The organism is Bacillus sp. M5A3_1b (assembly GCF_053345335.1).
On the sequence record NZ_JBKEZY010000001.1, the window covers coordinates 639,892 to 653,476 of the forward strand.

The window sequence follows — 13,585 nt, forward strand, 5'->3', positions numbered from 1 at the left end:
CGTCAATTCATTTTCACTGGGAAAAAATATATTTTTTTTGCTATGATACAAATAGTTGTTTACAAAAAGGAGCTTGATTTTATGAATATTGGTTCTGCAATACGTGAAATTCGTCAACGTAGAGGCATAACAATCGCACAAATTTGTGAGGGAACAGGTCTTTCTAAAGGATTTATGAGTCAGGTTGAAAATAATAAAACATCACCATCTATCTCAACTTTAGAAACAATCTCCAATTTTTTAAACGTTCCCCTTCCCTATTTATTATTAGAACAAAAAGATCGGTTGAAAGTTGTCAAAAAGGTAGAGCGTAAATACAGTGTATACGGAAAAGATGAACAAAGAATTGAACATGTTGCAGAGCAAGGTGGCCTCCGCCTAAACCTCGTGGAAATTCCTGCTGGGTTTCCGAAAGAAAATATACCAAATGCCCATGAAGGGGAAGAATGTCACCTTGTATTACGCGGAAAACTAGAAGTTCAACATGGAGAAGATATTGCAATTGTAGAAGAGGGTGATTCTTTCTCTTGGAATGCATGTGTTCCTCATATCGTTCGTAATATAGGAGAAGAAACTGCATTATTACTCATCTCTAGTCATGCAGAAAATCGAAAACGTGTTTATTAAATAAAAAAGAAGCCTGTAAATCAGGCTTCTTTTTTATCCCCTTATAACGCCATAACTTGTCCCAACTAGTACAGTCTTTTCATGTTGATTGCGATAAACTGACTCGATTGAAACCTTTTTATATCCTTCCATCTGTTCAATATTTGTTAAAGTTAATTCACAAGTGATCGTATCTCCTGTAAAAACCGGTCTAATAAACTCACTTACTAATTCTCTTGCTATGTAATGTAATTCTTCTCCTACTTTCGTTCCAATACTAGCGGTTAATAAACCATGAACCATTAAACGTCCTTTTTCATCATATTCCATATGATGCCTACCTTTATCTCCTGTAATATTTGCAAATTCAAAAACCTCTTCCTCAGTAAATCTTCTTTCGTATTTAAATACATCCCCAACTTTTACATTCATTTTTATCCCCCGTTTAATAAACAGAATTTTCTTTTATTTTATCATAAAATGAGTCTCAGTTCAGTTTCTATTATTAAAATAGCGATCCTTTTTCTACACCATCTTACTTTTATCGGTGCCCATCTTTTTTTGCTACTTGATACCCGTAGTACGCACATGTTCCATTTCTCGATAACTCTCTCACCTCAAAACCACAACTTCTATAAAAATCAAAATTACTCGCCGATGTATGTGCAAACCAGTCTCCATGTGGCAACTTTTGCAAACAAAGAGCGACAAGTTTCTTACCTAATCCCTTCCCTCTATATTCACATTTCACAACTAAATTTACTATGTTCGCGATCATGATTCCATCAGAAATGACTCTAACCATCGCAATCATCTCTTCTTCATCCCAAATTGTGAATGCCCATGTTGAATTTTCAAATGCTATCGTGAATTTTTCAATTTGCCAAGAAGGGATATCATCATTACCCCAACCAGCATCTTCGAATAAAGTTTTAATTGCATATGCTGGCACACCATTCGTTCCCTCACGAATAATAAGGCCATTATGATAAATATACATGTAATCCCCCCTTTATTTTTATATACCATTCTTCAAAAGATGAAATTTACCTTTTTTCATCCAACGCGTTTAATGGAATAAACAAGAACGTCCATCCCATGAAATGAAGTTGTTTTCTCATAACTAAGCCCTGTTTTTCTAGCAACAAAGATTGAGGCGGGGTGATCCGGATTAATAAGAGAAATTAATTTATTCATTCGTAACGCTTGGAAACCATAGTCTCGAAATGCTGCCGCTGCTTCTTTCGCATACCCTTTTCCCCAATACTGAGGTAATAACCAATAACCAATTTCAATTTCTTCTTTTCCATCTATCTGCTGCTTTACTAACCCTGCATGACCAATTCGTATTCCCGTTTCCTTTTCAATCAATACAAATAAACCAAGACCATTTTTATAGCTAGGAATCACCCACTCCTCCAAACTTTTTTTACATTGCATATATGTTTTTAACGTCCCATTTCCAATATAGCGCATTACCTTCTCATTTCCCCATAGCGAAGCATAGAACTGCAAGTCATCCATTGTATATTTGCGAATTTGTAAATGATCTGTATGAAACATCTCTGCACTCCTTCCCACGAATTTGTACTTAACTACACGATCATGTTTTGTATGTATACTAAAATGTTACTATCTATTATAAATGAACCAAGAATAAAATACAGAATATTCAATCTCTCAAGAATCTAAAAAAGGCAGTAGACAAATATTGTCTACTGCATCCATATCATAACTAGCATAAAGAAAACTACAATTGAGGGGGTGTAGGATTTTCAAATATACTAGATACTTATCCCGCTCTAACGGGCGGTAAACTTTTCAATTATATGAAAGTGAAAAGTTTACCGCACATAAGAACCTTTGCGGTCATTAAGAGATCACCGTTAAGTACTCAAATACACGCTGTGCTTGTTCTCCACCCATTCGTGCATGTTGAAGAAGGGAAATACCATGTGGACCCGATGCACGCAATGCCTCTGGTTGTGCTACTAAAATAGCTTGTACAACTTCTAATTCTCCAAGCATCGCGGCCGCAAAAATGTCCATTCGAGCACCCTTTTCTAGTAAATAGAGAGCAATATCTTTACGACCTACATGTGCCGCCGCTCCTAACGCACTTTCCCAACCTGATCCGCCCCAATTGTAAGAGGCATGAAGTAAGCTTGGCGATTCAGCCAACAGTTCTTGTACTTTTTCTAAATCTCCGTGAGCTGCCATAACAAATTCTCTTACTAACTCAGTGGTAATACATTCTTCTGTTCGCATCTTGCTCCTCCTTTTTTAGAAATTCGTTTTGGTGTAAAAAATGGCTTGTCACTTCCTTGAAAAATATCTACCTCTATGCCGAACACACGTTGAAACATTTCATGACATAACACTTCTTCTGGTATACCGTCATACTGAAGCTGCCCTCGCTTTAATACGAGTAAACGATCACTATATTGAGCCGCTTGATTAATATCATGTAAAACCATTACAATTGTCATGCCAAACTCCTCGTTTAACCGTTTCACAAGTTCCATTACTTCCAACTGATGAACGATATCTAAAAAGGTTGTTGGCTCATCTAATAATAAGACATTTGTACGTTGTGCTAGCGTCATTGCAATCCAGGCACGTTGTCTTTCTCCTCCTGATAAAGATTGTAAAAGACGATATTCATACCCTTCAAGATTTGTAACAGACAATGCCCAATCAACAATTTCTTCATCGTCTTTATTTAAGCGATCTCTCCATGATTTATGAGGTCCCCTTCCAAATTCGATTAATTCTTTCACTGTTAAATCTAATTTATGATCATGCATTTGTGGTAACATCGCTAATTGCTTCGCTACATCGGCACTTTTCATCGTATGAATACTTTTTCCATCTAAAATGATATCCCCTTCGCTTTGTTTAAGTAGTCTTGCCATTAAACGAAGCAAAGTAGATTTCCCCGATCCATTCGGTCCAATTAAACTAACGACCTCTCCAGCTTTAATATGTACATTCATATTTTGCATTTGAAATCTTTCAGAATGTGCGTAAAACACTTTATTAACGGAAATCACGTTGTCTTCCTCCTCTATGAATTAAATATAAGAAGAACGGACCGCCTAAGAAGGATAATAAAATACCAACAGGCAATTCAATTGGATCGAACCAACTTCGAGCTATCGCATCCGCGAAAACAAGTAATATACCTCCGCCAAGGCATGATAATGGAAGTAAATATTTATAGTCATTTCCAACTAATAAACGTAACATATGTGGTACAACAAGTCCGACAAATCCAATAAGACCAGAAACACTAACTGCAATTCCAGCTAATAGTGTACTTACTACTATTAAATAAAACCGGCTTTTCTCCACGTTATGACCTAATAATTTCGCCATTTCATCTCCAAGCATTAATACTCGAATATGCTTTATACCAAAGAAGGCTAATATAATAGCGAATATTGCATAATAAATAATCATGTTTAAATGTGCCCAACTTACACCACCAATGCCACCTGCTAACCAGGGTAACACCGATTGTACTTTGTCACTATGTAATAACATTAACGCTGACGTCGCTGCACCAATTAATGCATTGATTGATACACCTACTAAGACAATCCTTGAAGGCGGCGCCCCTTTTTGCCATGACAAAGCATAAATGACCATCGCCGTTATGAAAGCTCCTATAAACGCCCCGAGCGGTAAAAATGCCATATGCTGAGGGAATAAAATCATAATTACAATTGCTACAAGGCCTGCTCCAGATGAAACCCCGATAATACCAGGGTCTGCAAGAGGATTTCTCATAACCCCTTGCAGCAGTGCACCAGATGCTGCTAAACATGTTCCTACTATAAATCCAACGAGCACTCTCGGTATACGAAGGTCCCATACAATTCGATGAACCGTCGAACCTTCATCTTGTATCCCTGTTAGAATTTCTCGTAAAGAAAAGGATAGGCTTCCTGCGAAAAGACCGTAAAAAAGACCTAGAATCGTTAATACAACTAAAGTAACTGCTATTATCCATCTTTTTTTCGCAAAAGGATGTTCCTTTTCCCTTACTACTTCACTACTTTCCATACTTATCATTTCCTTACATCTTGTATACTTTTATACATAAAGTCCATTGCTTCTGTAACTTTTGTTCCAGGATTTGATCCAAATAAGTCTGGTGGCAAAATAACTACACGATTTTGTTTTACTGCATCTAAATTTTTCCACGCTTCATTTTTCATCATTTCGCCTTCAAATGCTTTTTTAACGCTATTTGGATCTCCATGTGTAATTAAATAAATCACATCTGGATTTGCCTCAATAATACGTTCTACACTTAGCTGCGCATATTGCGGATATTCCTTCATTTCCGGAAAATCAGCTGCAATATTTTTTCCGCCTGTTTTTTCTAAAATATTACCTGATAAAGATGTTGGTAATGCTGCTAAATAAGTACCTGGTGCTCCGTATACTAACAGTGCTTTCACATCACTCTTTTTCTCATATGTCTTCATTTGATCATTAATTTTTTGATTAAGTTCTTTTGCTTTATCTTCTTTCTTCATTATCGTTCCATATAGTTCAATATTCTTTTGAATATCTTGTACAGAATTCGCAGAAGAAATCATTACTTTCGTTCCTTGTCCTTCAACCGTTGGAACATTCTTTTGAAACCCATTGTTAGCAATAAGTACATCCGGTTTTAAACTAGCGATTTGCTCAAAATTCGGTTGATGTGCATTCCCGATTACTTGTACTTTCTTTACATCCTCTGGAAGAGTTATTTTTGCATCCGGACGACCTACTATTTTTCCGCCTAAAGCATGAATAATATTCATGTCCCCCATACTTAATGTTGCAAAACTCTCTGGCACTTTATCGAATGTTACCTTTCTTCCTGATAGGTCGGTAACTTCGATTTTCTCTTTTCCTTTTTCTGTTTTTGTTGCAGATGCTTTTTCGTCTCCCTTTGCATTGCAACCTATTAACAAGAAAAAAATAGATAAAATCGCTGTGAATAGCGTAATAGATTTTTTCATTCTTTCACCTCTAACTGATAATGATAATCATTAACTACTATTCTACTTTAATTGATAAGGATTATCATTGTCAATATAAACCGCATACATTTTTTACAAAAACAAAAAGCACTACAAAAAGATTCGTTCTTTTCGTAGTGCTCTATTTCATAATATTACTCACATTCGTTTCCTTCTAACTGTTCTCGCATCACTTTCACACGCTGAAAGAAAAAGAATGATAAACTTAAAAATATAACGGTACTCCCCATCATAACAAAAGATTGTATTGCTTCTTTTGCTCCATTCGGAATCAATAAGCCAACCATTAACAATGTACTTACAGCGAGAAGGATTTGTCCGAACCGAGTATAATCTTCTATTTTTCCTTGTAATTCTTTCATTATATTCTCACTCCTCTATTTCACTGTATCATATTCTATTAAACTTAAAGACCAGTAAATACAGCCATTCTGGGAGATGTTTTCCAAATGAAAAAGAGCCGCTTTATTGCGACTCTTTCATACCCATTACTCCCCTTTATATGCTTCCATATAAATTTCTTTCAACTCTGAAATGAGAGGTAATTTCGGATTAGCTGTTGTACATTGATCTTCAAAAGCTCTTTCTGCTAATAATCCAACAACCTCTTCAAATTGGTCTTTAGCAACTCCTTGTCCTGCAATACTCATATTTATATTTAAGCTTTTTCCAAGCTCAATAATTGCTTGGACGAGGGATTCCACACCTTCTGCTGTCGAGCCTGCTGGAAGCCCGAGCATTCTCGCAATATGTGCATAGCGTTCATCAGCCACAAAGTGCTCATATTTTGCGAACAATGCGTGTTTTCTTGGCTTAATAGCATTATAGCGAACTACGTGCGGCATAAGAATTGCATTCGCACGCCCATGCGGAATATGAAATTCCGGTCCAATTTTATGTGCTAAGCTGTGATTAATACCTAAGAAAGCATTTGCAAATGCCATCCCTGCGATTGCAGAAGCATTATGCATTTTTTCTCGTGCTTCTTCGTCATTTCCATCTTTAAATGCTCTTGGTAAATATTTAAATACGAGATCAATGGCCTTTAATGCTAATCCATCTGTATAGTCATTTGCTAGAACAGACACATACGCCTCGATTGCATGCGTTAATACGTCCATACCAGTGTCTGCTGTTACATGTGGTGGTACTGTCATTACAAACTGTGGATCAACAATTGCTACATCTGGTGTTAATTCATAATCCGCGAGCGGATACTTTATATTATTTTTCTTATCTGTAATAACCGCAAATGGTGTTACTTCTGATCCTGTTCCTGATGTTGTTGGAATGGCAACAAACTGCGCCTTACTTCCTAATTCCGGATATTTACATGTACGTTTTCTTATATCTAAAAACTTCTGTTTAATTTCATAGAATGTTGTTTCTGGATGCTCATAGAAAAGCCACATCCCTTTCGCTGCATCCATAGCTGAACCACCACCAAGTGCGATAATTACATCTGGCTTAAAACTTCTCATCATTTCCGCACCTTTAAACACAGTTTCATCTGATGGATCTGGCTCGACCTCAAAGAAAACTTCGACTTTTACATCATTTGCATGTTTACGTAAATAATGCGTAACCGTATCTACATATCCGTGCTCAACCATTCCTGGATCCGTTACAATAAATGCACGTGAAATGTTAGGCATATTTGCTAAATATGCTGTCGCATGTTTTTCAAAATAAATTTTTGGTGGTAATTTGAACCACTGCATATTCTTTTTTCTATTTGCCAACCTTTTTATATTTAATAAATGCGTCGCTGTTACGTTTTGAGAAACTGAGTTTTTCCCATACGAGCCGCAACCGAGCGTAAGTGATGGAATAAATCCATTATATATATCACCGATTCCACCTTGTGATGAAGGGGCATTTACAATAAGACGGCAAGCTTTCATACGTAATCCAAATTGTTTTTGTACTTCTTTATTTGTGGAATGAATGACTGCTGAATGTCCTAAACCACCAAGGTCTAACATGTCTTCGCAATATGTAAGTCCCTCTTCTAGTGAATTTGCTTTTACACAAGCTAATACTGGACTCAGTTTCTCACGTGATAGTGGATATGCTCCTCCGATACCTTGTATTTCAGCTACAAGCATTTTTGTATTTTCAGGCACAGTAATTCCAACTAATGCGGCGATGTACTGTGCTGATTTCCCTACAATATCACTATTTACTGCACATGTATTTTCATTAATAACAAGCTTTTCTAATTTTCTTCTCTCTTCTTCTGTTACAAAGTAACAATTGTTTGCAATCATTTCTTTTTTCACATCATCATAAATTTCCTTGTCTACAATGATTGCTTGTTCTGATGCACAAATCATACCGTTATCAAATGTTTTTGATAAAATTAAATCATTAACAGCTCGTTTTATATGCGCTGATTTCTCTATATAGCATGGTACATTACCAGGACCTACACCTAGCGCTGGTTTTCCAGTAGAATAAGCTGATTTCACCATACCTGCTCCTCCAGTTGCCAAAACAAGCGCAACACCTTCATGGTTCATTAATTGTTTCGTTGCTTCGACAGAAGGTCTTTCAATCCACTGAATACAATGTTTTGGTGCCCCGGCCTTCACCGCTGCATCATATACTGTTTTCGCCGCTGCAATGGAACAGTTTTGTGCTGAAGGATGAAATGCGAAAATAATTGGATTTCTCGTTTTCATCGCGATTAATGCTTTAAACATTGTTGTCGACGTTGGATTCGTTACTGGCGTTACCCCAGCTACTACACCGACAGGTTCCGCAATTTCTATTATTTCTTCATGAGGATCTTCGTGAATAATCCCTACTGTTTTATCTTTTTTTATGCTATGCCAAATATATTCAGTAGCAAAAATATTTTTAATACATTTATCTTCATATACACCACGACCTGTTTCTTCAACAGCCAACTTCGCAAGCGGCATATGTTGATCAACACCTGCTAATGCCATTTCATGAACAATTTTGTCAATTTGCTCTTGTGTAAAACTTTCTAATGCTTGTAAAGCCTTTCGACCGTTATTCACTAACGTATCAATCATCTCTTTTACTTCCTGCATTTCATTTACAACTTTCTCTTTGACTACCATGTAAATTCCTCCTATTCTGCTATCGTGGACTGAATAAGACCCTATAGGTCATAATGAGTCCCGATTAGCGCAAAAAAATAGAGTTGCTTTCCTACATGAACCTCATTCTTTGTGAAATATTTCACAAGTATGTTCGTGAGTAACACTTCATGAACTTAATATACATGAAATTATTTCATTTGTGTATGTCTATTTTGTGAAGTTTTTCACAAAATAGATGTAGTAAAAATGCACTGCCTGAGCAGTGCATTTTTACTATGCTAACGCTTGTGCTAGATCTTCAATTAAATCTTCACCGTCTTCAATACCGACAGAAATACGAATTAATGTATCTGTAATTCCTAGCTCTTTACGACGATCTGCTGGGATTGATGCATGTGTCATTTGAGATGGGATAGAAATTAAACTTTCTACTGCCCCTAAACTTTCAGCAAGTGTAAAGTATTGTAAGTTCTCTAGTACTTTATTTAATGTTTCTTCACTATCTACATCAAATGAGATAATAGCACCAAATCCATTTGCTTGTTCTGTCGCTAGTTCATGGTTTTGATGTGATGCAAGACCTGGGTAATATACTTTATTTACTTTTGGATGGTTATTTAAAAACTCGGCAATTGCGTGTGAATTCGTCTCATGCTCTTCCATTCGAATTCCTAATGTTTTTAAACCACGAAGTAGTAAGAAGCTATCTTGTGGGCCAAGAATGCCTCCTGTTGAGTTTTGTACAAAGTGAAGGTCTTCTGCTAATTGCGGGCTATTTACAACTACTAGGCCTGCAACTACGTCACTATGACCTCCTAAATATTTCGTTGCACTATGAAGTACAATGTCTGCTCCTAAAGTAATCGGCGACTGCCAATATGGCGTCATGAATGTGTTATCGATAATTGTTAATAAATCTTTCTCTTTAGCAAGAGTAGATATTTTCTTAATATCAGTAATTTTCAGTAATGGGTTCGTTGGTGTTTCCACATAAATCGCTTTCGTATTCGGACGAATTGCTTCTACAACTTCCTCTAAGTTGGTTGTATCTACAAATGTATGCTCAATACCGAAGCGATTTAATACTTTCGTGATAACGCGGTACGTTCCACCATACACATCATCTGTTAAAATAACGTGGTCACCTTTTGAGAACAACATAATTGTAGCTGTAATAGCAGCCATTCCTGAACCAAATGCAAAACCAGCATGACCGTTTTCTAATACTGCAATCATTTCTTCTAAAGCTGCACGTGTTGGGTTGCCTGTACGTGAATATTCATATCCTTGATGCTTACCAACTGCTTCTTGTTTGTACGTACTTGTTTGATAAATCGGTACATTTACAGATCCAGTTGAAGGTTCTCCTATGCGAATACCATGAATTAACTTTGTCTTTGCTCTCATTTTTTATTCCCATCCTTTGTATATGTCTTTACTTAAATAACGCTCACTACTATCAGGAAAAATCGTTACAATATTTGTACCTGGTGCCGCTTGCTCTGCTTCAAGTAAACTTGCATGAAATGCTGCTCCGGAAGAGCTCCCAACAAGCAGTCCTTCTTTTTGCGCTAATTCCTTTACTCGTAAAAATGCATTTCGATCAGAAATTGTATGAATTTCATCAAAATAAGATGTTTTCAAAAATGGCGGGATGAATTCAAGGCCGATCCCTTCTGTTTCATGCGAACCAGCTTTACCACCATTTAAAATAGATCCTTCTGGTTCGACAATAACCGTTTTTATATCTATATTTTTTTCTTTCAAATAAGATGCAGTCCCCATGAATGTACCACCAGTTCCTGCTCCTGCAACAAATATGTTAATCTCTCCGTTAAGTGCCGACCAAAGTTCAGGACCTAGTGTTTTGAAATACGCACGCGGGTTTGCTTCATTCGCAAACTGACTTGGAGAGTATGAATTCGGTATTTCATTTACTAATTCTTTTGCTTTTGCAATTGCGCCGGTCATTCCTTGCTCAGTCGGTGTATGCACGACCGTTGCGCCTAGTGCTTTCATTAATTCTTGTTTTTCAATACTAAATTTCTCTGGTACACAAACAATAACGCGTAAATCATGTTGTAACGCTGCAAGTGCCAGTCCAATACCAGTATTTCCAGCAGTTGGTTCAATAATTGTTCCACCCTGGGTAACAAGCCCTTTTTCTAGCGCATCTTCGATTAATTCTCTTCCTAAACGGTCCTTAACGCTTCCACCTGGGTTATAAAATTCAAGCTTTGCAAATAAACGGACCCCTTCTGGAAGTGAAAAACGAGTAATTTCTACAATTGGTGTATGACCAATCAACTCATGAACTCCACGATATACATTCATCGTGTTCTCCCCCTTATTTGCCAATAAAGAAAAGGCAACTGTATGTATTTTCTTTATATGAGACAGTTGCCTTTTTGTTACATTACTTTAACTCTTCTAGTACTTTTACGATAAAGTTTGTAGAATGAAGAGCTGCTTGATCTAAAAATTGATCAAATGAAACATTTGATTCTTTACCAGCAATATCAGAAAGTGCACGAATAATAACAAACGGAACTTCATATTGGTGGCATACTTGTGCAACAGCTGCTGCTTCCATTTCTACTGCATAAAGGTCTTCAAATTTATCACGGATTGCTGCAACGCGGTTCGGATCACTCATAAATGAATCACCTGTTGCAATCATACCTTTTACAACTTGAATATTTTCTTCTGCCTGCATACATTTCTCAGCTAATGCAACTAATGCTTCATCAGCCTTGAATCCAGGAGGCATTCCTGGTACTTGACCATACTCATAGTTAAATGCTGTTACATCTACGTCATGATGACGAACTTCTGTTGAAATAACTACATCTCCAACGTTTAGAGAATGATGGAAGCCACCAGCTGAACCAGTATTAATTACTTTTTCTGGCTTATATCTTTCTAATAAAATTGTCGTTGACATCGCTGCATTTACTTTACCAATACCAGACTTTAACAAGATTACTTCATGCCCTGCTAATAGCCCTTTCGTAAATTCACAACCTGCAACTGTTTCTGTCTCTGCTTGTTCTAATTTGTCACGTAAAATACGTACTTCTTCTTCCATTGCTCCAATTACAGCAATTCTCAATCTAATCCCTCTTTCTATTGCTTAGTTGCTTCCATTACCCAAACGAAATGATTTAATCTCGTAAACGTTACATGGAAGCCATTGTTTTCAAAAATAGACTGCATGACTGGAATACGTGTATAGTATTCCGTTTGCAAATCGTTTGCTAACTGATGGAAACCTCTTTGTTTTGCTGTTTCAACAGTTTTATCATATGCATCTTGATCTGCAAATATCGTATCAGCAAACACTATTTTACCACCTTTGTTTAGCAATTGACTATACTTCGCAATCGCTACATTTTTTTCATCATCTGTTAAATGATGAAATGCGTAGGTGCTTACTATGGTATCAATTGAAGTTGGGACTTCAAACGAAAGAAAATCACCTTCTGTAATGGAAAACTCTTGCGGCAATTTCTCTTTTGCAATCATGCGCATTTCACGTGACGGTTCTATACCGTAAACTGTGCGTCCAGCAAACAATAATTTATTTGTTAAATTGCCAGTACCAACACCAAATTCTAATACATTACCAAATGACTTGTTAACTACATCCTCTAGAATATCCTCATAACGAGCGAAAACTTCTTTATATTGTATATCTTCGCCTTGTACGAATGAGTCGTACGTATGAGCCCACTCATCAAATAAACCATTAAATTCTGTCCCCATAAAAATTCCCCTTTTTCTTATCGGTTTTATCAGTATGATATGCCCTCTTGCTAAAAATGTCAATTGAAATGTACATGGTATTTCATTCTTTTCTTTGTTACACTATAGTTGATTACATAGGAGAGGGGTCGTCTTCGTGTCATTTACCTTTGAAATGTTAGAAGATAAAGTAGAGTTTTTCGAAGCAGGAGACTTAGCTTCTTTAGAACGAAAAATTAGCGAACAAATCGATAATAATAAAGCACTTATGCTTGAAGTTCATCACATCTCGCATCAAATGGTTATGGATCCCGAAAGCAAAAGACCATATTATAGCGCGGTTGTTCATTTTAAATTAAAGAAATTACGCTAACTAAAAAAGAGAAGCTCCTAAGGAGCCTCTCTTTTTTAGTTTAGAGTTTGAACAAGTACTGGTTTCCAGCCCTCATTTTCTACCCAATCAATATTCACATAATATTTTTTACCTGATTGTTTATCTTGTACGTTACCGTAAGCTTTATTTTTACCGTTATTTCCGATTCGATGAATAACTAATTGCTCTACTGGAACGTCAATTGCAGCTGAAATTGCTTGGTTCATCTCATTCCAATCTGCTGTACCTTTTTTAAACGTCATCGCAGGTGTTGCACCTTGCTCTGTACCTACTGGCTTCCAAGAAGATTTCGTATAAGCATCTGTTGCCTGTGACTGTGTTTTTTCAGCTGGTGCTTTCTCGTTAGCTTTCGCTTCTTCTTCAGCTTTTTTCTGTTCTTCCTCAGCCTTTTGCTTCTCTTCTTCTTCCTTCTTCTTAGCCTCTGCCTTATCTTGCTCGTTCTTCTTCGTCTCTTCTTTGCCTTTAGCTTTCTCAGACTTATTCTCTTTTGTTGTTTGCTGAGCTACTTTTTTATCACTAGAAGACGCTTGTTCTTTTCTTTCAGGAACAAACAATTGATATGATACAATAGCTACTAATATTAATACAATTGCAATTGCAATATTTAAAACACCGTTTTGACGACGTTTTTGTTGTTTCTGTTGGAATCTAGATCCTCCTGCCATTCTTCAAACCTCCATGCAGTTTTTCATACTTGCTATTGTAACATTAAATCTAGAAAGGTT

16 protein-coding genes are annotated in these 13,585 nt (G+C 36.7%); 2 read left to right on the forward strand and 14 right to left on the reverse strand.

The genetic code is table 11. The features are described from left to right. The first annotated feature begins 81 nt into the window (after positions 1-81). The gene (locus ACLBWW_RS03405) at positions 82-627 is read left to right on the forward strand and encodes a helix-turn-helix domain-containing protein (protein WP_001020697.1); all 546 of its coding nucleotides are present in this window, start codon (positions 82-84) and stop codon (positions 625-627) included. Between the two features lie 33 nt (positions 628-660). Here ACLBWW_RS03405 and ACLBWW_RS03410 read toward each other — a convergent pair whose 3' ends face one another. The 13 genes from ACLBWW_RS03410 to ACLBWW_RS03470 form a co-directional block, all read right to left on the reverse strand. Further along, entirely contained in the window at positions 661-1,038 is a 378-nt protein-coding gene (locus ACLBWW_RS03410) for a MaoC/PaaZ C-terminal domain-containing protein (protein ID WP_001101451.1), read from the reverse strand. Positions 1,039-1,147: 109 nt separating this feature from the next. Further along, entirely contained in the window at positions 1,148-1,606 is a 459-nt protein-coding gene (locus tag ACLBWW_RS03415; RefSeq protein ID WP_048541462.1) for a GNAT family N-acetyltransferase, read from the reverse strand. 56 nt (positions 1,607-1,662) lie between these two features. After that, positions 1,663-2,169 (reverse strand): GNAT family N-acetyltransferase, encoded by a 507-nt coding sequence (locus tag ACLBWW_RS03420; protein ID WP_048541460.1) that lies wholly within the window; start codon positions 2,167-2,169, stop codon positions 1,663-1,665. A 309-nt stretch (positions 2,170-2,478) separates the two neighbouring features. Beyond that, a complete protein-coding gene (locus ACLBWW_RS03425; protein WP_048541571.1) occupies positions 2,479-2,874 on the reverse strand; it encodes an ankyrin repeat domain-containing protein in 396 nt (131 codons plus the stop codon). After that, positions 2,841-3,659 (reverse strand): ABC transporter ATP-binding protein, encoded by an 819-nt coding sequence (locus ACLBWW_RS03430; protein ID WP_098079975.1) that lies wholly within the window; start codon positions 3,657-3,659, stop codon positions 2,841-2,843. The genes ACLBWW_RS03425 and ACLBWW_RS03430 overlap by 34 nt, the downstream gene beginning before the upstream one ends. Continuing rightward, complete coding sequence (locus ACLBWW_RS03435) at positions 3,646-4,674, reverse strand: FecCD family ABC transporter permease (protein ID WP_048541456.1); 1,029 nt, start codon at positions 4,672-4,674, stop codon at positions 3,646-3,648. The genes ACLBWW_RS03430 and ACLBWW_RS03435 overlap by 14 nt, the downstream gene beginning before the upstream one ends. A gap of 5 nt (positions 4,675-4,679) precedes the next feature. Further along, the gene (locus ACLBWW_RS03440; protein ID WP_048541454.1) at positions 4,680-5,627 is read right to left on the reverse strand and encodes an ABC transporter substrate-binding protein; all 948 of its coding nucleotides are present in this window, start codon (positions 5,625-5,627) and stop codon (positions 4,680-4,682) included. A gap of 155 nt (positions 5,628-5,782) precedes the next feature. Then, entirely contained in the window at positions 5,783-6,010 is a 228-nt protein-coding gene (locus tag ACLBWW_RS03445; RefSeq protein WP_048541451.1) for a YrhC family protein, read from the reverse strand. A gap of 126 nt (positions 6,011-6,136) precedes the next feature. Then, positions 6,137-8,740 (reverse strand): bifunctional acetaldehyde-CoA/alcohol dehydrogenase, encoded by a 2,604-nt coding sequence (gene adhE / locus ACLBWW_RS03450; RefSeq protein WP_447613907.1) that lies wholly within the window; start codon positions 8,738-8,740, stop codon positions 6,137-6,139. Between the two features lie 255 nt (positions 8,741-8,995). Continuing rightward, on the reverse strand, positions 8,996-10,129 hold the full coding sequence (locus ACLBWW_RS03455; RefSeq protein ID WP_048541447.1) for a bifunctional cystathionine gamma-lyase/homocysteine desulfhydrase: 1,134 nt from the start codon (positions 10,127-10,129) through the stop codon (positions 8,996-8,998). A 3-nt stretch (positions 10,130-10,132) separates the two neighbouring features. Beyond that, positions 10,133-11,056 carry an O-acetylserine dependent cystathionine beta-synthase gene (locus tag ACLBWW_RS03460; protein ID WP_048541445.1) on the reverse strand — a complete coding sequence of 308 codons (924 nt, stop codon included), beginning with the start codon at positions 11,054-11,056 and terminating at the stop codon, positions 10,133-10,135. Positions 11,057-11,138: 82 nt separating this feature from the next. Further along, on the reverse strand, positions 11,139-11,834 hold the full coding sequence (gene mtnN, locus ACLBWW_RS03465) for a 5'-methylthioadenosine/S-adenosylhomocysteine nucleosidase (protein WP_002088741.1): 696 nt from the start codon (positions 11,832-11,834) through the stop codon (positions 11,139-11,141). Between the two features lie 14 nt (positions 11,835-11,848). Continuing rightward, entirely contained in the window at positions 11,849-12,487 is a 639-nt protein-coding gene (locus ACLBWW_RS03470) for a class I SAM-dependent DNA methyltransferase (RefSeq protein ID WP_048541442.1), read from the reverse strand. A 136-nt stretch (positions 12,488-12,623) separates the two neighbouring features. Between ACLBWW_RS03470 and ACLBWW_RS03475 the strand changes: the two genes are divergently transcribed. After that, complete coding sequence (locus ACLBWW_RS03475) at positions 12,624-12,839, forward strand: YrzA family protein (protein WP_000010984.1); 216 nt, start codon at positions 12,624-12,626, stop codon at positions 12,837-12,839. Positions 12,840-12,874: 35 nt separating this feature from the next. Here ACLBWW_RS03475 and ACLBWW_RS03480 read toward each other — a convergent pair whose 3' ends face one another. Beyond that, entirely contained in the window at positions 12,875-13,525 is a 651-nt protein-coding gene (locus ACLBWW_RS03480; RefSeq protein ID WP_048541440.1) for a YrrS family protein, read from the reverse strand. Positions 13,526-13,585 lie beyond the last annotated feature (60 nt).

Excerpts from the sequence above, each read along its gene's own strand:
- ACLBWW_RS03425 (WP_048541571.1), bottom strand. The coding sequence starts at position 2,874 with ATGCGAACAGAAGAATGTATTACCACTGAGTTAGTAAGAGAATTTGTT.
- ACLBWW_RS03470 (WP_048541442.1), bottom strand. The coding sequence starts at position 12,487 with ATGGGGACAGAATTTAATGGTTTATTTGATGAGTGGGCTCATACGTAC.
- ACLBWW_RS03420 (WP_048541460.1), bottom strand. The coding sequence starts at position 2,169 with ATGTTTCATACAGATCATTTACAAATTCGCAAATATACAATGGATGAC.
- ACLBWW_RS03440 (WP_048541454.1), bottom strand. The coding sequence starts at position 5,627 with ATGAAAAAATCTATTACGCTATTCACAGCGATTTTATCTATTTTTTTC.
- ACLBWW_RS03405 (WP_001020697.1), top strand. The coding sequence starts at position 82 with ATGAATATTGGTTCTGCAATACGTGAAATTCGTCAACGTAGAGGCATA.
- ACLBWW_RS03435 (WP_048541456.1), bottom strand. The coding sequence starts at position 4,674 with ATGGAAAGTAGTGAAGTAGTAAGGGAAAAGGAACATCCTTTTGCGAAA.
- ACLBWW_RS03480 (WP_048541440.1), bottom strand. The coding sequence starts at position 13,525 with ATGGCAGGAGGATCTAGATTCCAACAGAAACAACAAAAACGTCGTCAA.
- ACLBWW_RS03415 (WP_048541462.1), bottom strand. The coding sequence starts at position 1,606 with ATGTATATTTATCATAATGGCCTTATTATTCGTGAGGGAACGAATGGT.
- adhE (WP_447613907.1), bottom strand. The coding sequence starts at position 8,740 with ATGGTAGTCAAAGAGAAAGTTGTAAATGAAATGCAGGAAGTAAAAGAG.
- ACLBWW_RS03445 (WP_048541451.1), bottom strand. The coding sequence starts at position 6,010 with ATGAAAGAATTACAAGGAAAAATAGAAGATTATACTCGGTTCGGACAA.
- ACLBWW_RS03460 (WP_048541445.1), bottom strand. The coding sequence starts at position 11,056 with ATGAATGTATATCGTGGAGTTCATGAGTTGATTGGTCATACACCAATT.
- ACLBWW_RS03455 (WP_048541447.1), bottom strand. The coding sequence starts at position 10,129 with ATGAGAGCAAAGACAAAGTTAATTCATGGTATTCGCATAGGAGAACCT.
- ACLBWW_RS03410 (WP_001101451.1), bottom strand. The coding sequence starts at position 1,038 with ATGAATGTAAAAGTTGGGGATGTATTTAAATACGAAAGAAGATTTACT.